21 protein-coding genes and 1 other annotated feature are annotated in these 25,438 nt (G+C 46.6%); of the genes, 19 read left to right on the top strand and 2 right to left on the bottom strand.

Annotated features, from left to right (window positions below):
* Positions 1-33 precede the first annotated feature (33 nt).
* From E1757_RS22015 to E1757_RS35905, 10 genes are all read left to right on the top strand, one after another.
* Positions 34-1,863, top strand: coding sequence for a cache domain-containing sensor histidine kinase (locus tag E1757_RS22015; RefSeq protein ID WP_133232124.1), 1,830 nt, complete (start codon positions 34-36; stop codon positions 1,861-1,863).
* Positions 1,838-3,436 (top strand): response regulator, encoded by a 1,599-nt coding sequence (locus E1757_RS22010; protein ID WP_165972229.1) that lies wholly within the window; start codon positions 1,838-1,840, stop codon positions 3,434-3,436. The genes E1757_RS22015 and E1757_RS22010 overlap by 26 nt, the downstream gene beginning before the upstream one ends.
* A 640-nt stretch (positions 3,437-4,076) precedes the next feature.
* Positions 4,077-5,453 carry an ABC transporter substrate-binding protein gene (locus E1757_RS22005; RefSeq protein ID WP_133232120.1) on the top strand — a complete coding sequence of 459 codons (1,377 nt, stop codon included), beginning with the start codon at positions 4,077-4,079 and terminating at the stop codon, positions 5,451-5,453.
* A gap of 22 nt (positions 5,454-5,475) precedes the next feature.
* Positions 5,476-6,417 carry a carbohydrate ABC transporter permease gene (locus E1757_RS22000; RefSeq protein ID WP_133232118.1) on the top strand — a complete coding sequence of 314 codons (942 nt, stop codon included), beginning with the start codon at positions 5,476-5,478 and terminating at the stop codon, positions 6,415-6,417.
* 17 nt (positions 6,418-6,434) lie between these two features.
* Positions 6,435-7,265 carry a carbohydrate ABC transporter permease gene (locus E1757_RS21995; protein ID WP_133232116.1) on the top strand — a complete coding sequence of 277 codons (831 nt, stop codon included), beginning with the start codon at positions 6,435-6,437 and terminating at the stop codon, positions 7,263-7,265.
* A 40-nt stretch (positions 7,266-7,305) separates the two neighbouring features.
* Entirely contained in the window at positions 7,306-9,957 is a 2,652-nt protein-coding gene (locus E1757_RS21990; protein WP_133232114.1) for a hypothetical protein, read from the top strand.
* Between the two features lie 77 nt (positions 9,958-10,034).
* Positions 10,035-11,093 (top strand): amidohydrolase family protein, encoded by a 1,059-nt coding sequence (locus tag E1757_RS21985; protein WP_133232112.1) that lies wholly within the window; start codon positions 10,035-10,037, stop codon positions 11,091-11,093.
* 17 nt (positions 11,094-11,110) lie between these two features.
* Positions 11,111-11,506, top strand: a complete 396-nt coding sequence (locus tag E1757_RS21980; RefSeq protein WP_133232110.1) for a Rieske (2Fe-2S) protein — start codon at positions 11,111-11,113, stop codon at positions 11,504-11,506.
* Between the two features lie 24 nt (positions 11,507-11,530).
* Entirely contained in the window at positions 11,531-14,257 is a 2,727-nt protein-coding gene (locus E1757_RS21975) for a hypothetical protein (protein ID WP_133232108.1), read from the top strand.
* Positions 14,254-14,400, top strand: a complete 147-nt coding sequence (locus E1757_RS35905) for a hypothetical protein (protein WP_165972228.1) — start codon at positions 14,254-14,256, stop codon at positions 14,398-14,400. Before E1757_RS21975 ends, E1757_RS35905 begins: the two co-directional genes overlap by 4 nt.
* Positions 14,401-14,474: 74 nt before the next feature.
* Positions 14,475-14,686: a sequence feature (23S ribosomal RNA rRNA prediction is too short), on the top strand.
* Positions 14,687-14,833: 147 nt separating this feature from the next.
* Here E1757_RS35905 and E1757_RS21970 read toward each other — a convergent pair.
* Positions 14,834-14,989: an IS3 family transposase gene (locus tag E1757_RS21970; protein WP_246079369.1), complete on the bottom strand. Its 156-nt coding sequence runs from the start codon at positions 14,987-14,989 to the stop codon at positions 14,834-14,836.
* On the opposite strand from E1757_RS21970, the gene E1757_RS36580 reads away from it, so the two are divergent.
* The 3 genes from E1757_RS36580 to E1757_RS21960 all read left to right on the top strand — a co-directional run bounded on the left by E1757_RS36580 (position 14,990) and on the right by E1757_RS21960 (position 17,121).
* The gene (locus E1757_RS36580) at positions 14,990-15,307 is read left to right on the top strand and encodes a hypothetical protein (RefSeq protein ID WP_246079368.1); all 318 of its coding nucleotides are present in this window, start codon (positions 14,990-14,992) and stop codon (positions 15,305-15,307) included.
* A gap of 54 nt (positions 15,308-15,361) precedes the next feature.
* Positions 15,362-16,183 carry a hypothetical protein gene (locus E1757_RS21965; protein ID WP_133232106.1) on the top strand — a complete coding sequence of 274 codons (822 nt, stop codon included), beginning with the start codon at positions 15,362-15,364 and terminating at the stop codon, positions 16,181-16,183.
* A 479-nt stretch (positions 16,184-16,662) separates the two neighbouring features.
* Complete coding sequence (locus E1757_RS21960) at positions 16,663-17,121, top strand: GNAT family N-acetyltransferase (RefSeq protein WP_246079367.1); 459 nt, start codon at positions 16,663-16,665, stop codon at positions 17,119-17,121.
* Positions 17,122-17,302: 181 nt separating this feature from the next.
* Here the strand turns inward: E1757_RS21960 and E1757_RS21955 are convergent, their stop codons facing one another.
* Positions 17,303-18,082 carry an alpha/beta fold hydrolase gene (locus E1757_RS21955; protein ID WP_133232104.1) on the bottom strand — a complete coding sequence of 260 codons (780 nt, stop codon included), beginning with the start codon at positions 18,080-18,082 and terminating at the stop codon, positions 17,303-17,305.
* A 267-nt stretch (positions 18,083-18,349) separates the two neighbouring features.
* On the opposite strand from E1757_RS21955, the gene E1757_RS21950 reads away from it, so the two are divergent.
* The 6 genes from E1757_RS21950 to E1757_RS21925 all read left to right on the top strand — a co-directional run bounded on the left by E1757_RS21950 (position 18,350) and on the right by E1757_RS21925 (position 25,387).
* Positions 18,350-19,636, top strand: a complete 1,287-nt coding sequence (locus E1757_RS21950; RefSeq protein ID WP_133232102.1) for an IS110 family RNA-guided transposase — start codon at positions 18,350-18,352, stop codon at positions 19,634-19,636.
* Positions 19,637-21,133: 1,497 nt separating this feature from the next.
* Entirely contained in the window at positions 21,134-22,027 is an 894-nt protein-coding gene (locus E1757_RS21945) for a CgeB family protein (RefSeq protein ID WP_133232100.1), read from the top strand.
* A gap of 15 nt (positions 22,028-22,042) precedes the next feature.
* Complete coding sequence (locus E1757_RS21940; protein ID WP_246079366.1) at positions 22,043-22,279, top strand: hypothetical protein; 237 nt, start codon at positions 22,043-22,045, stop codon at positions 22,277-22,279.
* A 317-nt stretch (positions 22,280-22,596) separates the two neighbouring features.
* Positions 22,597-23,646, top strand: a complete 1,050-nt coding sequence (locus E1757_RS21935; protein ID WP_133232098.1) for a glycosyltransferase WbsX family protein — start codon at positions 22,597-22,599, stop codon at positions 23,644-23,646.
* Positions 23,647-23,736: 90 nt separating this feature from the next.
* Positions 23,737-24,336, top strand: a complete 600-nt coding sequence (locus E1757_RS21930; RefSeq protein ID WP_246079365.1) for a class I SAM-dependent methyltransferase — start codon at positions 23,737-23,739, stop codon at positions 24,334-24,336.
* Between the two features lie 211 nt (positions 24,337-24,547).
* Positions 24,548-25,387, top strand: a complete 840-nt coding sequence (locus E1757_RS21925; protein WP_133232096.1) for a hypothetical protein — start codon at positions 24,548-24,550, stop codon at positions 25,385-25,387.
* Positions 25,388-25,438: the final 51 nt, after the last annotated feature.

The raw sequence follows: 25,438 nt of genomic DNA, 5'->3' as shown, positions 1-25,438 counted from the left end.
TATATCTTACTGCGCAGAAATTCGGTGATTCGAATGTATTTAAAGGATTGGCTAGGGATAAAAAGCAGCATCCATCGCAAAATTTTTATCTCATTTATGTTGGTCATGCTATTGCCGACAACTTTTATTAGTATAAGCACCTATTATTTCTCCGTTGACCTGCTGAAGCGCAAAGTCAGCGAGTCCTTCCTGGATAATCTCGTTTATAACAAGAACATCATTGGTATGGAGTTTAAGCAATTCGAACAAATCGCTGATTATATTCTCTATAATTCGGATATTCAGAAGGTGCTTTCCCCCAATTTCAAACCGGGCTCCATACAAGGTTATTACGATCTGCAAGGCGCACAGCAATCACTCAATAATTTTACGATGCAGGCCTTCGCCGTTTCCAATGTGGCCTCCATCCAAATTTTCGGGGACAACGGCATCATTCTTTTTACCGGCGCTACCAGCGATATTTATCCGGACGACGAGAAGTTCAAGGAAATGATCTGGTACCAGCAAGCGGTTCAGACAGATCAGCCCCAGTTTTGGTTCGGTACGCCGAATGAAGACTCCGACGGAGCGGATGGATCAAGGAACGGATATAATCCTTCGATGATCAAGACGTTTCGAAACAGTACCACGTTAGAGAAGCTGGGGGTTATCTATATTAAAATCAGAAGCGATTTGTTCGATAACTTGTTCGAGGACAGCAATATGAAAAAAGCCGGGAAATTCGTGATCCTTGACGATAACGGGCAAATCGTGTATCATCCCGACAAAAGCATGCTGCTGAAGTCGTTTCCAGGACTGGATAAATTGAGAGAGCAGCAGGGAGACCACGGTTCATTTATTACTCAAGACAGACAGCTGATGGTTTATTACCACATCGAACGCTATGGATGGTGGTTAACGGACAGCATTCCTCTCAGCGAGCTTCTTAAAGACAATAAAATTATATTTAATATTTCGCTTGCGGTTGTCTTGATTTGTTTTATATTATCGGGGATTATCTGGTATTTCGTCGCGTTCGGCATCGTCCGCCCGATCAAGAAGCTTGCATCCGTCATGCGAAGCGTGAAAGAAGACGGATTGGCCGTTAAATCCGAATATACGGGAAAAGATGAGATTGGCCTGTTAAGCTCAAGCTTTAATTATATGATCGAGAAAATTCAAGAATTGATCTCCGGGATGGTCGAAGAGCAAACAAAGAAAAAGGATATGGAGTACCAGTCGCTGCAAGCCCAGATTAATCCCCACTTTCTTTATAACACGCTTAATTCCATCCGGTGGATGGCGATGATTCAAAAGGCGGACAACATTAAAGAGATGGTGGAGGCGCTCGGCCGGCTGCTTGCGAATAGCACCAGCAAAAGCGACGCCATGATTACAATGGAAGAGGAGCTTGCTATCGTCAAGGATTACATCAAAATCCAGGAGGTTAAATATTCGGATAAGTTTCATGTCGATTTTGATATCGATCCGGGATTGCTTAAGGCCAAATGTGTGAAGTTTATTTTACAGCCGTTTATAGAGAACGCTATATTCCATGGGATCGAGCCTAAAAGCGGCACCGGCTGCATTCGTATTACGATGAAACTCAATGGCGATGTGGCGGAGATAACGGTGTTCGACGACGGTGTGGGGATGGATGTAGAGCAGATCATGTGCGAGGGGCATGACGAGGGCAGCGGCAGACGCTTCAATGGCATAGGAATTAAAAATGTCGACGAACGGCTACGGTTGACTTATGGGGATGAGTACGGCGTCGCCATACAAAGTGTGAAAGGGCAATTTACGTCCGTAACGATCCGATTTCCTGTGGATGCAGATTTCGAGGCAGGAGGACCAGATGATCAGTGTGATGATTGCAGATGACGAAACGTTGGCAAGGGTTGGCTTGAAAACGATGGTTCCTTGGGAAAAATACGGGTTTAATTTAGTGGCGGAGGCGGAGAATGGCAAAGTAGCCATGGATTTAGCCCTGCAATTAAAGCCGGACATTATCATTACCGATATCAAGATGCCGCTATTAAACGGCGTAGAGCTTATTTCCGCTTTACGCGAGCGGCTGAAGGAAACGAAATTCATCGTGCTGAGCTCCTACGGCGACTTCGATTATGTGAAAGAAGCGATGCGGATCGGGGCTGAGGACTACATTTTAAAGCTGGAAATGGAGCCGGAGCCGTTTGTCGAGCTGCTTAACAAAGTCAAAGGGAAGATTGAAGCCGAACGAAGCCGACATGAGGAAGAGCGCGCGGACGAATGGTATAAAAGGAGGAATTTACCTGCATTGCGGGAAAAATTGTTCCAGGACCTGCTGTTCAGCTACTATATCAATGAGGAAGAGGTTCGAGTGCAATTCGATTACCTGGATATCAATCTTCATGCCGAAAATCTGGTATGCTTGTTAGTTCGCGTGGAAAACAGGGAGTTATATGAAAAGTACGGCGTGGACGACAGGTATGTTCTAACCTATGGCGTCACGAATATAATTGAAGAAATATTGCAAAATTATCCTCCCGCTTACGTCACCTCGACCAATACGATGGAGTTTGCCATTATTCATTCGATCGGGGCCGGTTCGGAGACCGAAACCAAGCATGCTGTCGAGAAATTGGCTGCTCATGTGGAGGGCGCTTTGAAAACTTTTTTGAACTTTAAATGCCGAATCGGCATCAGCGAGCCATGCAGCCGCCTTCGAGAACTGAAAACCGCTTATCGCCAGGCAAGCACGGCGCTTGATCAAGGCTTTTCGGAGCTGAAGCGTACCATTCATCATTATCAGCGACAGTTTGATGCCAGCCTCACGGTTGGCTTTGAAGAGGAGTTTAAACAAATCGAGAAGGCGTTTCACGTGCTTGACGGAGAGATGCTTACGGAAGCATTCGATCAATTCGTCCGGAAAATCGATGACAGCCGCTTTAACAAATCGGAGGAATCGCTTCGCGGAAGCTGCTGGTCGCTGACTTTTATGGTGACGGTTTGGGAAAAGGAATTCACGGGCGAAGATTTGGACAGGACCGCGCCCTTGTCAAGCTTGGAGCAGTTACGTACGCTGGACGATTTTCGCAACTGGATTCTGGAGCTGAAAGACAAAGTTATTTCGCTGCTGCACAACATCGACGACGGGAACAATATCGTAGCCCGCGCCAAAAAATATATGCTGGAGCATTACGATAAGGATATTTCCTTAAAGACGGTTTCCCAGCAGCTTAACATTTCCCCGAATTACCTGAGTTCACTGTTCAAAAGAACCACGAACGAAAACTTTATCGATTTTCTCATTCAGGCCCGGATCGAGCAAGCCCGGTATTTGCTTAAAAACAGCGGCAGTAAAATATATGAAATCGGCATGAAGGTCGGCTATCCGGACGCCTACTATTTCAGCAAAATTTTCAAGAAAGTGACTGGATTAACGCCTCAAGAATACAGGAGCTTACAGAAGTGAAACAGCCCGCGTGCGGGCTGTTTTTTTTATCAATGATAGTGTGGATGAAGTGTGTATGAAATGGAACAAGCCGTTCCAAGTGAAAAGTTTCCTTCCTACACTCAGACATGTTGTTTTAAATTCCTTGATTTTAAAGGGATTAGAGGTTTGGAATTTAAAGCCAAAACTCGCGGAAGCCAATCTTTTCTCTTTCCACTCCTCGTTTCCGTTATTAATCGACACTCTCCCTGAGTCTGTTAGCAAGTGAACAGAGCCTTGATTGAAATTCCTGATCGAAGAGAAGATCGGTCAGGTTCTGAAGAAGTGTCGCAGTCGGCAACAGGAGTGAGGGGATGGGTATGGGCTGGAAAAGCGATTGGAAGCCCATACCCATCCCGCCCCAACGCTCAAGCGCACGGGATTGCCCAGGAATCTTTTAAAGCACGCCCTGTGGCGCTATGAGTAAAAAAAACAACGTATCGTCAATAAAGACAATGTCCGGATGTGGTGTCCCTGGCACCTTTGGATTCAGCTTGGGCGGATGGTTTTAATTTGTAATATAAAACAACGATTGCCCTAAGAAATCACATTTCAACTTGCTTTTTGACTTTTTATAATGAAGACATGAACGCATAACAATGAGAATAGGGGAGTGAATACGGTGAAAAATGCTGCCGTAAAAAAAGTAAAACGTTATCTGGTTCCGCTGACGCTTACCGCAAGCACGATCGTAGCGGCTGGATGCCAAAGTCAAGATGCGGGGACGGCTGCCAAGCCATCCGATGGAGCGCCGGGACAGACCGTACTGAATGTCTACAGCTGGACGGTCGAGGAGAGCATGCAGCCATTTTTCGAGGCATTTGAGAAGAAATATCCGAATATCAAAGTGAAGTATACGAAGATGGCGGATTCCAACCCTGCCACCGCGAATTCCCTGCTGACCTCGGGCGAAGCGATTGACGTCATCCCGCAAGCTTCGGTTGACGATATGCGGATCAGAGCCACGAGCGGGATGTACGAGCCGTTGGATGATTACCTGAAGAAGGACAATCTGGACTATAAACAATTGTTCGGGGAATCCATTAACGAACTGGAAACGGTGAACAGCAAACATTATGCGCTTCCATACAGTATGGCGACCTACGGCCTTTACTATAATAAAGCGATGTTCGATAAGGCTGGAGTTCCGTATCCGACCGACGACTGGACATGGGACGATCTCAGAGCGGCAGCGCTGAAATTGACTTCAGGCAGCGGGGCCGCCAAAATATACGGGTTTTTGCCGGACTACACCGGCCAGTGGGCGTTCCCCGCTATTCAACAGCTCGGGATGAACTATGTCTATAAAAATGGCGGACAGGAATCAAATTGGGATAATCCGGCTTTTTTAAACGCATTGCAATATTATTACGATATGGAAATGAAGGATAAATCGGCATGGCCGATTTCGGAGTACAAGGCGCTCAAGATCGATGCGAATCCGCATGCTATTTTTATGCAAGGTAAAGCAGCGATGTATATTCAGCCGTCGTTTATAGTCAAGTACAGCTCGCAGGAGTCCTATGGCTTTACCAATTTTGACTATGGCGTTGTCAATCTGCCTAAAGTGAAAAAAGAAGACGACTTGAGCAATGTATACTATATAAGCGATTTCAGCATTCCAGCGAGCGCGCCCAATAAAGAGGCGGCCTGGACGTTCCTTAAATTTTACTGCCTGGAGGCGCCGGAGATTTTCGCTCAATCCAAAGCAATGACGCCTGCCAATCTTTCGTCCATGGATGCTGCAGTAAAAGAAAAGGTGGGCAAAATTATTTTCGATTACCCGCATTTTGATCAGCCTTCAGGCATGAAAACATTTATCGATAATAAGATGAAGCTCACGCCATACCTGACTACAATCAATACGGCAAAAGCTGAAATGATGGATATGGTAAAATCGGAAATTACTTCGTGCCTGATGGGAAATCAAACCCCGGCAGAGACTGTAGCCAAATTGAAAAAACAGTCTGACGAGTTAATTAAAAAAGCAGGGAAATAGGAGATCTGTGGAGGTATGCCCGATGGAACTGGCAAAGAAGAACTCATTATTGGTACCTACGCGCAAAAAGAAGCTTCGCAAGGATATCCTGTATGAAAATATAGCGGGTTGGCTGTTTCTTTCACTTAATTTAATCGGTTATATTGTTTTTAAATTAATTCCGATTATTCTTTCGCTGATATTCAGCTTTTGCGATTGGAATCTGGTATCCGGCCTGAAAGGAATTAAATTTATCGGGCTGAAAAATTATATCGATTTGTGGACGGATTCCGTATTCATCAAGTCCTTGGTGAATACCATTGTTTACGCGGCTGTTACGGTTCCGTGCTCTGTATTCCTGGCTTTGATACTTGCAGTGGTCTTGAACGATAAAATCTTCTGCAAGAGCTTAGTCCGGTTAGGATTTTATTTGCCCAATATCGCTTCCATGGTTGCGATATCCGTGGTGTGGAGTATCTTGTATATGCCGACCTTCGGTCCGATCAACATGTTTCTGACATCGATCGGGATCGAAAACCCGCCGGGCTGGCTGTCTTCGTCCCAATGGGCGCTGATCTCGATTATCATCATGAGCGTTTGGCAGGCCGTCGGGTATAACGCCGTCATTTTGCTGGCCGGACTGCAAAGCGTTCCCGGCACTTTGTACGAATCGGCGGAAATCGACGGAGCGGGACCGATCCGCAAATTTTTTCAGATTACAATTCCGATGCTGTCGCCAACCTTGTTCTTCGTAACGGTGATCTCCATTATCGGATCGTTTCAGGTGTTCACCCAGGTGAACGTCATGACGCAGGGAGGGCCGGGCACCTCTACATCGGTTCTGGTCTACTATATTTATAAAGCTGCCTTTACGTACAACAAGATTGGATATGCCAACGCGATCGGATGGGTGCTGTTCGTCCTGGTCTTCATCTTTACGGCGCTGCAGTGGAAATTTTCCAATAAAGACTCGCACGTAAACTAGAGGAGAGGAGGATCGAGATGAATGCGAGGTCTTTTAAATTAGCTCAAAAAACGGTTTTAACCGTAGTTATGCTCATTCTTTCCATCATATCCGTCATGCCTTTTTTCTGGATGCTGTCCGCATCCTTCAAGCCGACCGCGGATGTATTCGAATTTCCGATCCGATGGATACCTAAAACGTTTATTTTCGATAACTATGTAACCGTATGGTTTGCGCGTTTCCAAACGTATTTTATGAACTCGGTCAAGGTTTCCGTGGTCAGTGTCGTCGGCGAGGTGATTACAAGCGCGCTTGCGGGGTATGCTTTTGCGAAAATCAAGTTTAAAGGCAGAGAGCCTGCCTTCGTCATTTATATCGCCACACTGATGTTTCCGCATCAGATGCTTCTGGTTCCGAGGTTTGTCTTGTACCGCTTGATGGGCTTGTACAACAGCCTGTGGGCGTTGATGCTTCCCGGTATTTTCAGCGCTTTCGGCACCTTTTTATTCAGGCAGTTTTTCACCACGATACCGGATGAATTGGTTGAAGCGGCTAAATTGGACGGTTGCAACCACTTTAAAACGTTTACAAGAATCATACTTCCGTTATCCATGCCGGTCGTTTCCACGCTAGTTATTTTTTCGTTTGTCGGTTCGTGGAACAATTACGAGAACGCGCTGGTCTTCTTGAGCAACAAGGATAAATTCACTATTCCGCTTGGACTGCTGCAGTTTCAAACCGAGGAACAGACGAATTATGGCGCCATCATGGCGGCATCCGTTTTGTCCCTGCTGCCGATCTTTGTCATCTTTTTGAGTCTGCAAAAATATTTTATTGAAGGCATTGCTACTGCCGGTCTGAAGGGATAAAAACCGATATATGTATATATCGAATTGGAGGAGATAATCCGTGTCACATGCAAATCAATCGGGCAGCTCGCCTGATATTATGATTGTACATGACCCTCAAACTGCGCTGGGTTCGGAGCCATCCGTCCAATGGGCGAAGCAAACCTTGATCGGCGCGCTGGAAAGCCGCGGAATGGGTGTCGCCCTCGAACAAGAAGGGGCCGGGCAATTCGCCAAGGTGCAAATTATCATTTCCGGGAACGACTCCCCGGCAGCCATAGCTGCAGGCCGTGAGCTTGGCGTTGCTTTGCCGGAGGAAGCGGAATCGCTTGCGATCCTTGCCGCTCAAGGGAAAATCGTACTGACGGCCCCTGACGGACGCGGGCTCGTGTATGCCCTCCTGGAGCTGACGGATCGAATCCGGCATGCTTCCGGCGATATTACCGGGGAGCTGCTTGACGTCAGGACGCTCGTCGACAAACCGGCCAATGAGATCCGCAGCGTAACCCGCTTGTTCGCTTGCGAGCCGGAGGATAAGCCGTGGTTTTACGATAAGTCGTTCTGGGATGAATATTTGACGGAGCTGGCGACACAGCGATTTAACCGGTTCACCCTGTCTTTAGGCATGGGGTATGATTACGGCCACGATCCGAATGTGCGCGACAACTACTTTAGCTTTGCCTACCCGTTCTTGTTTGATGTGCCGGGCTATGAGGTGAAAGCTCTTGAGCTGTCCGAAGAGGAGAGAAGGCTGAACTTTGAAACGCTCCGCTATATCGGCCAGGAAACCAAGCGGCGGGGAATGCATTTTCAGCTCGGACTTTGGAATCATTCCTACATATTTACGGACAGTCCGAATATGAACTATACGATCGCCGGTATTGACGAGAAGAACCATGCCCCCTATTGCCGTGATGCGATCGCCAAGCTGCTGAAGGAGTTTACAGAGATCGACGGCTTGACGTTCCGCGTGCATTATGAAGGCGGTATTCCGGAGCCCGCTTACGAGTTTTGGCGCGTTGCGCTGGCGGGAACGAAGGACATCGGCCGCCGGTTAGAAATCGATATGCATGCGAAGGGCATTAATGACGAACTGATCCGAATCGCGATTGATACCGGCCAGCCGATATTTATCTCGCCGAAATATTGGGCAGAGCATATGGGGCCCAGCTATCATCAGGCGGCTATCCGGGATAACGAATTTTCTTTGCCGAAGAATCAGACAATGGATATGCAGGCCATTACTGCATGGTCGCGCCGATTTACGCGATACGGCTATGCAGACTATTTGCGGGATGACCGTCAAATAGGCATTTTGTTCCGGTTGTGGCCGGGCACTCAAAAGCTCCTGCTGTGGGGCGACCCCGCGCTGGCCGCTGGCTACGGACGGTATTCCCATTTCAGCGGAACGCAAGGCATCGAGCTGTGCGAGCCGCTGACCTTCAAGGGACGCAAAGGCTCGGGCACGGAGGGCGGACGGGAGCCTTATCTTGCCGAAGAGCTGAAGCTGCCGAACCGGGATTGGCTGAAGCATAAATATACGTACCGGCTGTGGGGACGGCTGCTCTACAACCCCGAGACGAATCCAGACGTATGGCGCAGATATTTGCGCTTCGAATTCGGCGAGGCGGCAGACAGCTATGAATCGGCGCTTGCGCATGCGAGCCGCATCCTGCCCCTGGTTACCGCAGCCTATTGCCCGTCCGCTGCGAATGTCGTTTACTGGCCTGAAATGCATACCAACCAGCCGATTGCCGATCCGGACCTGCCGTCGCCGTTTGGCTTCGATACGCCGCAGCCGGGAACGTTCGGTGCGGCCAGCCCGCTGGATACCGCATTGTTTTACCGGATCGACGATTTTGCCGATGATATTATCCAGGGCTTCCGTCATGGCAAGTATTCTCCGCTGGAGACGGCCGATCGCTTGGAGGCGATGGCGACAACGGCCGCTCAATATTTGTCCAAAGCCATAGAGCTGGCCGTGGACCCGCAAGCTGCGAATTTTCAGCGGTTTGTTACGGATACCCGCATGCTGATCCATATCGGCCAGTTTTTCGCGAACAAATTCCGGGCGGCGTTAAGCTACGCTTTGTCCGAGCGGACCGGGGACGTTGCCGAGCTGGAGCGGGCGCTGGATTTCTACAAGCTGGCCAGAGAGCATTGGGTCCGGGTCGTTGCGATTTCGCAGGATAAATATAAGCCGGATATTGCGTTTGGCTATACCCAACCGGTCAGAGGACACTGGGCGGACCGGCTGCCTGCAATCGAAGCGGATATCCAGGCTATGGAGCGCCAGCTGCAGGCAGCCCGCTCGGACGCCAGCCGGACGGTGGACACCGGAAAGCTGCAGGCAGCCATGAAGGTGCTGGCCGCTTCGCCTGCGGACCGCAGGCAGCTGTTCGTGCATCGGGCGCCGTCGCATTTCTCCAAAGGCGAAAAGCTCGGCGTGCAGCTTGAGCTGCCGGGCGCGTCCGACGGCCTGAAGGTGGTGCTGCACTATCGGCACGCGAATCAGAGCGAGCATTACGTCGTCACGGAAATGAATCGGGACGGTGCGAGCTTTGCCGCTGAAATTCCGGCAGCCTACACGAAGTCGCCTTTCGGCATTCTCTACTTCTTCGAGGTCGTTGAAAGCGACGGCGGCGCCCGGCATTATCCGGGCTTGAACGAGGACATCTCGAATCAGCCGTATTATTTCGTCCGAAGCCGCTAATCCGATTCTCCAAACTTCGCAGTGCGAAAGTGCTGCGAAGCTTTCATCACCATTCATGCATAACGGGAGGGGTTCCAATGAGTTCAAAGCAAGCGACTGGAAAAAAAGGCATTATTGACTGCGATGTCCATGTCTATCCTAAATCCAGGGAAGAGCTGAACAAGTATTTGCCTCAGCCCTGGAGGGACTGGTATCGTCCGTTAACCCGGGCCTACGGCAATATTCAGGGTAACCGTGCGGACGCCAAGCCGCCAGGCGGCGGAGGAGCGGGAACCGATCCGGATTTTTTAAGGGAACAGCTGATTGACGAATACGGGATCGATTACGCCATTCTGCTGCCCCGCGCGATGCTGAACAACTTGCCGAACCCCGATATGGCTTCCGCGGTAGCCGCAGCTTATAACGATTGGCTGGCCGATACGTGGCTGGATAAATATAATCATGACGGCGTGTTCAAAGGGTCGCTGTATATCGCTACCCAGGACCCTGCAGGTGCGGCCAGGGAGATTGAGCGATGGGCCGGTCATCCTCATTTCGTACAGGTGATGACCGACTCCGGAGCAACGGCGCCCTTCGGTCAGCGGCAGTATTATCCGATCTATGAAGCATGCGAGAAATATGGCTTCCCGCTGGCGATTCATCCCGGTACGGATGGGATGGGCATTAACCATCAGCCCACGCCGGGGCATCCTACCCGCTACATCGAGTTTCACACCTGCCTGTCGCTTGCCTTCCAGGCTCATCTGGTCAGCTTTCTGACCGAAGGGGTTTTTGTGAAGTTTCCCAAATTCAAAATCGCGCTTGTCGAAGGGGGCGTCTCCTGGCTTGCGCCGTTGATGTGGCGGCTGGATGCGGAATACAAAGGGCTCCGCTATGAAGTGCCCTGGCTTGAAAAACGGCCGAGCGAATTTTTACGGGACCACGTGCGGATGACGAGCCAGCCGATCGAACGGCCGGATGACGACAAATATTTGTTCGCGATGCTGGAAGCGATGGATGCCGAACATATTTTAATGTTTGCCAGCGACTATCCGCATTGGGACTTCGACTCGCCGAGAAGAGCTTTTCCGAAGCTTCCGGACGAGCTTCACCGGAGAATCTTTTTTGAGAATGCGAAGGAATTTTACAACCTTTAAACAGGGGGCTGCCGTTCATGGAGCGATTCGTAGTATGTAAAACGACCGAAATGCAGCCGGGAGAGCGAAAAATCGTTCAAGTCGGCGGAAGGTCCATCGGCGTATTTAACGCAAACGGGGAATATTACGCTTTGCGCAACAGCTGCCCGCATCAGGGAGCGCCATTGTGTGTGGGCAGGTTGACGGGAACAACGCTGCCGTCGCAGCCGGGAAGCTACCGTTACGGGCGGGAAGGCGAAATATTGGCCTGTCCCTGGCACGGGTGGGAGTTTGACGTCACAACGGGGAAATCGCTCTTCAATCCGCACCAGTGTCTGGTTAAGAAATACGATGTGGCTGTGGAACCGCTGGAGGAAAATCTTGAAACCTTCCCGGTGACCGTGGAAGAAGGGCATGTTGTTCTGTATGCATAAACCATAGGTAAGAGGTGTTGGGAGTTGAGCGAGAACAGGAAGCTTCCGGATGTCTGGATCGCGAGGGACGGAAGTGACGCAGCAGCCGCTTCGGCGGAGAGTGAATGGGCCGCAGGATATTTGGCCGGGATATTGCGTTCGAAGGAACTGACTGTCATCCAGTCGGACCGGCCGAGTGCAGGTGGCGGAGCGAAGCTGAGCATTGTGTTGACCGGAAGTGACGCAGCCGCTGCCAGAAGCGCCGCAGAGCAGCAAGGCATCGGCCTGCCGGAAGCGGCGGAAGCGTTTGCGATTATCCGGCATGCGGCGGCAAACGAACTTATTGCAGTTGGCGCGGATGTGCGTGGCCTTGTTTATGCCGTATTGGAACTGGCGGACACGGTCAAGCACTCCGCCGATCCGTTAGAAGCGCTGACTTCGATCCGCTCCTTTGCGGAGAAGCCGACCAACCGAGTACGAAGCGTGACCCGATTGTTCAGCAGCGAGGCCGAGGACAAGGCGTGGTTTTACGACGAAGGCTTCTGGGAGTCTTATTTGACGGAGCTGGCCACGCATCGGTTTAACCGCTTTACGCTCGGTACCGGCGCCGGGTACGATTACTTGATTGACAAAATCGTAGAAGATACGTACCTTTGCTTCATCTATCCGTACTTGCTGCCGGTTCCGGGATATTCGGTTTACGTAGACGGACTTGCCGATACGGAACGAGAAAAAAACCTGCAGATGCTGCAATATATCGGGGAACAGGCAAAGCTGCGGGGACTGACATTCCGGTTGGGGCTGTGGAACCACGCATACGATTACGGCCCCGACAATACGAACACCAGGTATAAAATTAACGGCCTGGATGCCTCCAACCATGCGTCCTATTGCCGGGATGCTTTGAAGCTGCTGCTGCAAGCGTGTCCGGCTATCGAAGGCATCACTTTCAGGGTTCATTTTGAAGGCGGGGTGCCTGAGCCGACACATGATTTCTGGCGTGTCGTCATGGAGGGGCTCCAGGATGCGGGACGTTCCGTTGAAGTGGATTTTCATGCCAAAGGCGTTAACGGCGAGCTGGTCGATATCGCGTTAAACACAGGGATGCCGGTCGTATTGTCGACGAAATTCTGGGGAGAGCATATGGGGCTCTCCTACCATCAAGCCTCCATCCGCGACAGGGAGTTTGTTCCCAGACCGCTTGGGGCTCGTGCCAAGTCGGCGCATTTCGGCATAGGGAACTCCAACCTGAAGCAGGGAGGCATGGACGTCACCTCCAAACGAAGCTATACCCGTTACGGGTTTGCCGATTATTACCGCGATGACCGCAAGTACGGGATCGTCCATCGGGTATGGCCGGGAACCCAGCGGGTCTTGACGTGGGGCGATCCGGAGCAGGCGGCCGGGTACGGCCGAAGCGCGGGCTTTTGCGGGTCGCTCGGAGTGGAGTGGTTCGAGCCGCTTTCTTTTAAAGGCCGCAAGGGGTCGGGAAGTCCGGGCGGACGCGAGCTGTATGCGGACGAATCCTTGCGGCTAGGGGTGCGCGATTGGAGCAAATTTTCATATACGTACCGGCTGTTGGGGAGACTTTCTTATGATCCGGACGCCGATCCGGAGACGTGGAGAAGATTTCTTCGATCGGAGTTCCAGGACGCTGCCACAGCGTGTGAGGCAGCCATGGCTTATGCCAGCCGCATCTTGCCTCTTATCTTGGTGGCTCATGCGCCGTCCGTTGCCAATAATGTGTATTGGCCCGAAATGTATGCCAATATGCCGTTATTCCGGAGCGGGGAACGCATCGAGAATATATATCAAGCCTATGGGTATCCGTATAATTACGATTTCGATACCCCTGCACCGCATACGTTCGGTTCCGCCAGTCCGCTGGACCCTGTACTTATATATGGGGTAAACGAATTCGCGGACGATATTCTGGCGGGAAAACGGAGAGGAAAATACTCGCCGCTCGAAATAGCGGATTGGCTGGACGATTTGGCGGGGCATGCGGAGCTGACGCTGTCCGAGTCGCAGGAGAGAATACGGTACGGCCATGCGCCGTCGTTTCGGCGCTGGGCTGCGGACGTGCGGATTATGGCCGGCATCGGCCGGTTCTTCTCGCAAAAGTTTCGTGCGGGGCTCGCTTATGCATTGTTTGAAAGAGCAGGGGACGCCGGCCTGTTAAAGGAAGCCATCCATTATTATCATGCCGCCCGAGATCACTGGAAGCGGGTGATCGAAGCCTCTTCAGACGTTTACAAGGAAGATCTGACTTTCGGGCGCGCCCATTATTCGCGCGGACACTGGTCCGACCGGCTGAGCGATATTGACAAGGACATCCAGACTATTGAACGCATATATAGCGAGCTTCAGGCGGGAACTTCACCGGAAGTCCGCACCATGGACGATATGCTGGCCGCAGTTCCGAGAGGGGAACGTCCCCCAGGCGTCCATGCTCCCGTAAGCTCCTTTATAAAAGGGGAGCCGATGGAAGCACAGCTTACTTTTACAGGAGCTGCCTCCGGTCTGCATGTGCTGCTGCATTATCGTCATGTCAACCAGGCTGAATCGTATGCAACCTTGGACATGGAACGGCAGGGAGATAGCTTTCGGGCTTGGATCCCTGCAGCGTATACGATGTCGCCGTATCCGATTGCGTATTTTTTTGAGGTAAGAACGTCAAACGGCGATGCATGGATGATACCCGGATTTGAGAACCGCTTGTCCAATCAGCCTTACTATATCATTCAAACCAAGAAGGATCGGAGCGAATGAAAGCAATCCTGCAATACGGAATGGGCAGCTTCAGGTGGCAGTGCCTGCTTCAGCGACGGTCATTGAACGGTTCGTCTGGATGGGCTGCCGGCGAAGCTGACACCAACCGCAAAGCAGATGAAATTATGTGGGAAATTTATTGATAACTCCGTTATATTCCTAGTGAATATCGTCCTTAAGGGCGGAAAATGTAACGGGGTAAACACACCACCGAAGCTTTGGATTGTAGATTTAGGTCTACTCTGGTAGGGTGACTGGGGCGGTCGCCTCCTAAAGCGTAACGGAGGCGCCCTAAGGTTCCCTCAGAATGGTTGGAAATCATTAGTGCAAAGGCAGAAGGGAGCTTGACTGCGAGACAAACAGGTCGAGCAGGGACGAAAGTCGGGCTTAGTGATCCGTGGTACCGAATGGAAGGGCCATCGCTGTAGCCATGAGAGTTTTTGAGTACCAAACTGATGAAAATAAATTGTTAAGTAACTATGTCGATAAATATGTTGCTATGTTAACAAGCCACCAAATTAAAAACCATCGCTAGATCTGGTCAAGCCCCAATTTTGTAGACATTGAAAAAAGCCCCTAGGCTGCAAGCTGGCGCCAGTACTCTACCGGTGTCAGCTTATTCAGTTTTCGCTGTATTCGCTCATGATTATAAAAATGTATAAATTCTTCTATTCTCCGTTGTGCCTCGTCCAAAGAACGGATATGATAGGGATAGAGCGCTTCCGCTTTCAAATGCGAGAAGAAGCTCTCTATGGCGGCGTTGTTAGGCTTGGAAAAACAAGAGCCACAATGTTCGCTGTGAATTATTTACCAGCGCTTCTAGATACTCCAATACCTGTATTTATAGCGGACAGTAAAAGTTACAAAGTACCATCTGCAGAAAAATTTTTTCGAGATATGCTTTCTGATTTCCGCTTTGGATTTGATGGGAAAAAGGATGAAATCATACTCCGGAATCAAATCGTTAATTTAATGCATGAAAAAGCTGAAGACTCCAGACTACGAAGGGTCGCCTTAATTATGGATGAGGCACAGAAGCTTACAGAGTAGCAGTATGACTGTTTGATTGATATTTATAATCAGTTGATTCGAAGGAATATAACGATGATAACGATATCTATAGGTCAAGAACAGTTGGTGAACCGTAGATCCTTCTTTCTGGCTAATGCAAAGTCACACATAGTTGGAAGGTTTATGCCCAAGGAGCATCAGTTTCACGGTATCACGAAAAAAGAGGAAATGGAGTTCGTGCTTCAGAGCTATGATGAATCGGAATTTCCTCCGAATAGTGGATGGTTCTATTCAAGATATTACTTTCCTCAAGCATTCGACTCTGGGAAAAGACTTGCTGATTTTTCAACTAGCTTATTTAATCTGTTCTTGGACATAAGGCAAGAATTTGGGCTCTCAGGAAAAGAAGTTGAGTTGCCGATTTGGTGCGAACAGTGTATTAAATTCGGATTTCACAGTATATTGCATCAATTTGTATTAATACACAATTGCCCATTCCACTTAATTCCTCTTAGTAACCAATGTCCCAATTGTAAAGGGACATTCCCTTATCTATTGAGCGATAAAAAGATGACATCTCCATCCACTTGTGAATGTGGTTATAGATATGCTGATTTATGTGAAGGGTGGGGTAGATGGACGCAAAACAATACAGAAATTAAGTGCCGTACAACTCAAAAATGGCTTGAATTAATTACTGTTAAGGAGCCCAAGAGCCGGCCTTTAAAGGAAAATAATTTAGTTTGTACTGGTGAAAGACGCATTAATCATATGGTTGAAAAGGATCATACGCCAATTGCATATTCAATGAGATATTTCGAATCGAAATACCCAGACAATTATCAAGAAGAAAAGAATTACATCAATAAATATTTGCATAGATTAAATGCTCCGATAAAATATTCAAAATTATAGCTGCGCTTGCAAAAAAACATCGTCAAAACTAACTTTTGACGATGTTTTTTTTGTCGGGAATGGGATAAAGTTCTTGTCATTTATGACATCAAAGTTCTTGTCAACCGACAAAAATCAACGAATTGTCGGGTGACAAGAACATTGTCCCATTATAAGTCGCGTAAATTGCGGCTTTTGCTTTTTATGGGATAAAGTTCTTGTCAATTTCCTGTGACAAGAACTTTATCCCATTCCCGACAATACAACGGGCCCAAGCGTTTAGATGTCACAAGAGGAGGGGCCATGCGTTCTCGAACATAAACCCTTAAAACCGAGGGACGGATACGATAGCTCAACACAAACATCATGAGGCCGCCGCGGGATCTATCTGGTGGCCTCATTAAACTAAATGGCAGTTATGCGTAGTTATGGAACGATGCTTTTTAACCATAAATATCCATTTCGTGTTACAATAATAAAAACCGTTAGGAGGAAGAAACATGGCAACTATCATCAGAAAAGCGACTTTCAATGATATTGCTGAGAAACAAATGGTTGCGAAAATTACTTGGGATCAAACATATAGAGGAATTATTCCTCAACAAATACAAGATGACTTCCTTCAAAAAAATTATTCTGATATTGCTATGAAAAACAGGATAGAAAGATCGGTCTTATTAGTTGCAGTGATTGATGGAATGGTGAACGGATTTGCAAACTTCTCTCCTTCAAAGCAAAATGCTGAGGAAGCGGAACTAGGAGCAATCTATATCTTTCCAGAAGCACAATCTCAAGGGATTGGAGGTAAATTAATGAACAAAGGCATTGAAGAATTAAGTGGAATTAAAAGGTTATTCGTTGTCGTGGAAAAGGAGAATATCATTGGGCGAAGATTTTATAACTCCAAAGGTTTTGTATTTGTAAATGAATTCGAGGAACAACTTCAAGAACAAAATTAAAATTGATAAAAATGGTATTGGAGATATTACGCTAACGGAAACGATAGCTCCATAAACTAAGAAGGCTGCCGTCCAGAAATGGATTTGCAGCCGTTTTCTCAACTATCGGGCAGATTTGCTCAATCATCGGGCATTATCGGACTATATTTATGGGTAGCGATGGTGCGGCTAATCCGAGGCGTTATGCAAAAGAAGATAATAGTTGGTTGAATCTATCACGCTCCTCCAAAAAAGGGCAATGGCCGCTGTATTGGAATGGAACTAATCGCGAATTTTTAATCAGCTTATTTGTTTCCTGTGCTTGGGTAAACGGAACGACTTTATCATGAATTCCATGAATAATTAATGTGGGTACATCGATCTGTCCAAGATCGTTGTAAACATTCTCGTCTCTTAGCGTGACCATAATGGCGGAAGTCGACCAATTCGCAGCTTGTAAACCCATAAGAAAGAACCATTCGGATTTCGGTTCAGAAATGTACTGAAAGAAAAAAATCCCCGTTTGGTTTTGCAGCATTTTCGGACGGTCATTGTTTGTTTCTTCGATGATTTTATTCGTAAATTCTTTTGGAACGCTTGATGGAGACGCAGCGTCGATCAGGACGAGTTTAGATACCCCGAACCCTTTGTAACGAGCCATATAACGAATCGAGATCGCGCCTCCGGTAGAGTGTCCTGCCAGTGTTATGTTTTTTAGCTGTAACGCTTCGATGACCATACGAAGATCATCTGCTAATCTGTCGAAACCGTAACCGTCGAATGGTTTATCCGAATTGCCGTATCCTCTCCAGTCCATTCCGATACAACGATATCCGAGATTAGGAAGGAAATTGAACTGATATTCGAACTGGTTATGGTTTAGCGGCCATCCATGAATAAAAAGTATCGTTTTATTTCCCTTCGGATTGATGTCCTCTATAAATACTTTTACGCCCGGTTCCACAGTAACGAAGTATCCCAAGTGTATCGCCTCAATTTTAAAAAATGTACTTCCCCATTAAGATATTCGCCATAGGCAAGGTGAATGCCTAATTTTGGCGTCAAATTGGGTTTAGATAGTGCGTAGAGATTTCTGAGGAATAGCTTGAGTGAAACAATTTCTTCAGATCATTGAGCTAAACATTCCTGTATAGCCTAAGAAATAGGCTTTGTCAAAAAAGGAGCGCCTCGGTATGATGGGTTTGTCCACAGGTTTAAAACCCAACACCATCAAGGAGGCGCTCTTATAATGAAGTTTAAACAAACAGACGGCCAAAATCAACGAATTGAACGAATTTCCACGACTCACCTCATTGTGGGAATCGACATAGCGAAAGAAACTCACGTAGCACAAGCAACCAATTTTCGCGGTATCATACTTACCAAGAGGCATCTTTCATTCTCAAACACAATTGAAGGTTATATGAAATTAGATCGGTGGATCGATGAAATCCAGCAGAAACACCAGTTGAAGAACGTCGTAATCGGAATGGAACCGACGGGACACTATGGATATAATCTGGCCAATTGGCTTGCTGACAAGGGCAAAGATGTTGTCATGGTCAATCCAGCGACAACGAAACGAAACAAGGAAAACCGAGATAACTGCCCTTCCAAGAGCGATCCCAAAGACGCTCTCGTCATTGCAGACGTTGTCAGCCGTGGATATTACTACGATTACACTCGTCAAGCGGGGGACTTCCAGAGGCTGCGTACGATGATGAGTGATCGGGAGTTTTGGGTCACGAATAGCGTTCGGCTACAGAATCGGATTGTCCGCTGGCTGGATATTTATTTCCCTGAATATGCTTCTGTCTTTAAGGATTGGACATGCCCGCGGTCGATTGCAACCCTCAAAGCATTTCCGTCACCGTCCGATCTGCGTGGCCAAACCATTGAAGGGGTCATTAGTGGTTGGAGAACATACATGAAGCGAGCTGGCGGCAACACTGGCAGACAGAAAGCCGCTGAACTCCTTTCTAAAGCCAGACAGAGTGTAGGAGAGAGTGCTTCACTAAGGGAGGCAAAGCAGGACCTAAAACGTTTGTTAGACGAGTTTGAGCGTATTGCTGACATCTTAGAACAGTTTGAACGGGAACTCGGAACGGTACTGGAAGGGATTCCGCTGGTGAGCCAACTTCGCTCGATCAAAGGTCTTGGTACGATTTACATTGCTGCGATTCTGTCCAGTGCCGGTGACTTGAGACAGTATGCCCACGGGCGTCAATTGCTGAGGAGAGCCGGCTTAAACCTGGCAGAGAGCATGTCAGGAAAGCGCAAGGGAGAGATCGTGATCTCGAAACGCGGAGATGCTAAGCTACGAAAATATATGTATCTAGCCACACTTACACTGGTAGGAACCAATCCTGTCTTCCGGCAACTGCATGAAAACAATGTTCAGGTTAAGCACATGAGCAAGCAGCAGTCCGTATTCAAAGTACTGGGGAAACTGGCACGAATCCTTGTCGGTATTGTTCAGAACGAAGACTCGTTCACCCCTGAAAAAACAGTCCACTCATACGTACAAGCAGCATAAAAAGTGAAATAACGTAAACTGACTCATTCGTAGGATTTCAAACAAAGAAAGCACGGAGGACCGAGTTCGTACCCGATAAGGGCATAGACCCATCAGCTAAACGCTATCGGTCTCCACACCTTGGATAAGTGTAACGAAGGAATGTAAGGGCATAGACCCGTCGAGCCGTGGGATGGTAAACTTCCTGGGATCTTGTGGAGAATACGTGCAGTAGAAAATGCTTGGAGAAAAGTTCCAGACAGTACTTCTATTTACGCATGCTTAAAAAAAGTGACCTCATGGGTTCATACCTTATTTTCCCTCCGACATTGACTTCCTAGTTGATGAAATCCTGCGAATGAGTGAGTAAATGTGAGATAAACCCTTAAAACCGAGGGACGGGAACGTTTGTTTAATAAAAATACGGATAAAGGAGCTGCCACGGCAGCTCCTTTTGACATCCTCGCAAAATAGAGCATTTGATACATATGTACATAATTTTTTCATGAAAGAAAATACAGTATTTTTGAGGCTGCTGCGAAAACCGCCAAATCTCATTCGGATTTGTGTCCTTTTATTGTTACAAAATATGGAATGTCATATAATAAAGCTATCACGGTGTTCGGGGGATTTATGATGTCTTTCGTTGATTTGTATCAGGTCTTGGGAGTACCTAACACAGCCTTAAATACGGGCAACCGGATGTCTCTTTAATCACCGTGAACGTACAAATGCCGTTTCACAACATCCATCCCGGACGTACAATGAAGCAAACCTCCATTACCTAAGTGGTTGCTTCGCGCTCTTTGAGCAATTATGACGGAAATTACCAAATGGTAGAGAAAGGGAGTAAACATGAAGAGATTTTAGGACCCGCTTATTCAACTGATCTTCAACATGATTCGTCCAAAAGTCATTGTTGAAATCGGCTGCGCGGACGGTTTGAATACAGCCAACTTGCTTCGCTACTGTGAAGCTGCGGACAGCAAATTAATCTGCATCGACCCGGTCCCCATGTTCAATGTACAGACAAATGAGGCGTACGGTGACCGTTCGAATTCATTCGGGATTTAAGCTTGACGACTTTGAAAACAATTAAGTATTGTGACATCGTTTTAATTGACGGAGACCATAACTGGTATACCGTTTTTTCACGAATTAAAAATGATTGATATTCCTCGCTAGGTGTGCTGCCTAGCGTAAAGGAGGTTGTTCCAGGAGGCGTAAACCCCGGACATAATAATGCTCTTTATGAACATGGAAAAAAAAACGGGGTGCTGACGGCAATAGAAACTGGGCATCTTGTTCGAAGTGGCTACTGAAGCTGATGAGCTATTTAATAAAAAGATTGCCAAACTGATCCATGATTCCAAGCTTTGATGGCGATGTGGCAGGAAATGTTTCGCAAAGGAGGTCGGAACCGACATTAGTACGATATATGAAGATAAACGAATCGTCGTCGTTCCCGCGAGTAACGAGGGGACTTATAAGGTCATTACCCGAGGGATTGTGGAAGGCTTGGCAGGTTTGGTCAAGGAATGCGTGACTGCAGACGTACGAGACGATGTAGCCCGCTTGGTCTCGGAACTGCACCCGGATCTTGTTCTCGTTATATTAGGCGACATGTTTCCGGTTGCTCAAGTGGAAGCGATTCGGAAAATGGGCGTCAAAACCGCCGTATGGTTTACGGACGATCCTTATTATACGGATGTAACGGCAAATTATGCCGCCTATTACGACTTTGTTTTTACGCAAGAGATCAGCTGTGTACCATTATACCAGTCATTAGGGTGCAGCCATGTCCATTATTTGCCGCTGGCAGTCCATACGGCAATATTTCACCGGAACGAAGAAGTATCCAAAGACACGGATATTTGTTTTTTGGGTACGGCATGGATTAACAGAATCGCTCTCTTTGACCAAATTGCCTCCGAATTGAATCGATATCAAACCCTTGTTGTAGGTCCTGACTGGGGGAAACTAGGCCATAAGCTGCTTCCCGATAAAATTCAGCCTGTATTTTTGTCTCCCGAACAATCTGCATACTGCTTGAACGCATCCAAAATAGCTATCAACAATCATCGGGCGTATGACGATACGACATTTTTCGACAAAAACAGCAGAAGATTGCCCGCTCATTCCATTAACCCGAGAACGTTCGAAATCGCGGCTTGCGGTACTTTTCAGCTTACGGATGTACGAGAGGAATTGGTTCACAATTATACGGTGGGAAAAGAAATCGAAACCTACTCGTCTCCTGAGGAACTAATCGAAAAAATACGATATTACCTGACTCACGAGGAGGAGCGAAATACAATCGCTTTAAGGGGGCTTCATCGAACGTTGCAGGAGCAAACGTATCCGCATAGATTGAAACAACTTTTGAATGTGGTTTTTGAGGTTGAATCATAAGAGCATAAAATCCAGATGACTCATTCGTTAGAACAGCGAGTGGAGCGTCCCGATCAGGAAGTCGGGCATTTTGCGTTTAGCCTGATGAAAATAGAAGATATTCCTACCATTTGCGCCATCGAGCAGGAGGCATTTACGACTCCGTGGTCGGCCGGGGCGTTCCACAACAAGCTGACAAACAATCAGTTCGCGCGCACTAAGTCGTCATGGAATGCGGCTCCGAAATCGCCGGCTACGGCGGCATGTGGCTGATCGTACTCTGCTACAATGACCATGTTGGGTAGGGGATGTATCCCGTGAGCCTGTTGCCGCAGGCCCACATTTATGGGGCGCATCCTTTTCCTTTTCTGTGATAAGGTCATTATATTCAGCAACTTCCGGACAGGCAATCCCGCCAGCTTTTGGACGTTATCTTCTAGCGGCAACAGCTTATATCTCTGAGGAACTAAAAACTGATTTTTAGCATAAGATTACATTACGGTTAAAAGCAAGTCAGATGGGAAGTGGGAAAATGTAGAGAAAAAGCAGCGTAAAACGGATATAGATGGTCAAAAGGAGAGATGATTTTTTTGAAAATTATAGCTTTCTATTTGCCTCAATTTCATGAAATTCCTGAGAATAATCTTTGGTGGGGACAAGGATTTACCGAATGGACGAATACAAGAAAAGCAAAGCCTCTATTTCCTGGACATTATCAACCTCGGGAACCTTATCAAGATTATTATTATGATTTAACAGATGAAACTGCTAGGAAATGGCAAGCAGAAATTGCTAAAAAATATGGGATCTATGGATTTTGCTATTATCATTACTGGTTCAAAGGAAAAAGGTTACTCGAAAAACCCTTTAATGAGATTCTTCGAAAAGGAGAACCTCATTTTCCTTTCTGTCTCTCATGGGCAAATGAACCGTGGTCTAGAAGATGGGATGGAACGAATTACGATGTCTTAATGCCTCAAGATTATGGCGATGAAGAGGATTGGAAAGAACATTTCGATTTTCTATTAACAGCATTTAAAGACGAAAGGTATATCAGGGTGGACAACAAACCTTTATTTATTATCTATCGAACTCGTAGCATTCCAAAATGTCAGGAAATGCTACTGTATTGGCAAAATCTAGCCAAGCAGAATGGACTCGAAGGTATTTATTTTGTTCAAACCCTAAATGTATTTAAAGACCCTCAAGTTACAGGTTTTGATGCTTGTGTTGAATTCGAACCATCATACACCTTAACTCTTACAAATTTTGGTTTCAATTTTGAAAGAGCTGTAGATGGGTATCATCAAAAGTTTAATGTGATGGATTACGATAAATTTTGGTTAAATATACTAGAAAGACCTGAAAATAATATTAAGACATTTTTAGGTGCATTTGTTGATTGGGATAACTCCGCAAGAACTGGAAACCGAGCACTGATTTTCAAAGGGTCAACCCCCGAAAAATTCAGTTATTATCTAAACGAACAAATTAAAAAGGCAGTGAACAGAAACAGTGAATTTTTGTTTATTAATGCTTGGAATGAGTGGGCGGAAGGAACATATTTGGAGCCAGATAAAAAGTATGGGTATCAATATTTGGAAGCAGTAAAGAATGCTTTGGAAAATAATGGATTTTGATAAAATTATATAGATATTTTCAATTATCTCTACGATAATTAATAAATTTATTGGATGTATCTTATAATTTTATAGGGGTGACCTAATAAAGTGAATAAACACGAAAATTATCCTCAATTACAAATAAGCCAATTGTATGGATTCATTGAAAGTATAGATGGTTGGTTGACAAACTTGGAACAAACAGCACTTCTGCATCTGCCGGCTTTAGTTGATCATTTAGACGGGGAGATCATTGAGATTGGTTCTTATAAAGGAAAAAGTACAATCGCCTTAGGTCTCGGGAGTAAGTGGATTAGTGAGCGGAAACGAACGATATTTGCAATTGATCCATTTATTCCTAGTAGAGATTATGGAGATTACTTTAATGATTTTCAAAAAAACATACGAGGATTACATCTAGAAAATTATGTAATTCCAATAAAAAAAGATAGTCATGAAGCAATCCATGAGTGTCCTGAGCGTATTTCCGCACTTTTTGTTGATGGTAATCACAGTTATTTAAACGTAAAAAAAGATATAGAACTTTATGCTCCAAAAGTTGTTGCCGGTGGTATGATTGCATTTCATGACTACACGGTTTATCAAGATGTCAAAAGGGCTGTTGATGAACTTTGCAAGAGTAAAGAATATGTATATGTTTGTGATTACGATAGTTTGCGTCTGATCCGTAAATTACTAAACTCTTAAACTGATATAATATACTGGATATAGTACTTAAAGCTTTCTTAAAAAACCCTCAATTCTTTGTATTTTAATAAATTGAGGTTTTTTTTTTCGCCCGTGAAGTTAAGTAGCCGGCAAATTTTTCATGCTGCAGCTGACTTCTTGGAAATACAATAGAGAATATAAGATTTAAATACGCGAAATCGTATTTTGAACGAAAAGGAGCCTGCTCATTATGTTATTTGAGGTTAAACCGGTCTCTTTCAACATCGCCTCAGGTTATCATGACCGGATCTATTTGATTGAAGATCAGTGGAATGATTGGTGGGAATACCGCACCATGTATACGGTGTACTATATCGATATGGATGGGGATAGACAGAATATTGGCAGCGTAAAGATCGGTCAGTTCGATATGGTCGCCAAGCAGGATAGGCCACACCTACCAGAAACTTTCGATAAACTGCCAGGCACGTTCTTTTCGATTGGACAAGACGTCAGTTATTATGAGACGCTCAACGAGATTGGTGATGATTTTCGTCAACACGTTTTAACGGCTTTGAATGATATCGCATTGTTGCCGGGTATGTACGAGAACGCCCGTCACGAACGCGTTATGAGGCAATCAATTATGCGGGATGTCAGCTCTGTATCCGTAAAAGGGCAATATCGCCGTCTTGCGAACGGGGACGCTAGGTTAACGAAATATTCGTTTATTTATACCGCACCTAAAATTAAAGGCAGTTTAAAGAAGCCTATCGATCTAACCTTTGAAGTCATACCGGAATCGAACCCTCCGACCAATATTCATATTTTGATCGGTCGGAATGGTGTTGGTAAGACACATCTCCTCAACAATATGATCAATTCTTTAATCAATCAGGATGCTTCGCCAAGCAAAGTAGGATTTTTTACATCAACTTCGAATTTAAGCAAGAATGACTTATTCGCTAACGTGGTTTTTGTTTCCTTTAGTGCCTTTGATGCTGCGGAACCATTACCCGAAAGGCGGAATAAGGCAGAGGGAGGGGATTCAATACGCCTATGTAGGATTAAAACGTACTCGAAAACCTGATGAGCGGGTTAAACCACCAAAGAATCCGGATCGCTTAAGATTATGTGGTTT

Source organism: Paenibacillus piri, from assembly GCF_004354045.1.
Classification (GTDB): Bacteria; Bacillota; Bacilli; order Paenibacillales; family NBRC-103111; genus Paenibacillus_S; species Paenibacillus_S piri.
This window is presented reverse-complemented; position numbering and strand designations above follow the sequence as displayed.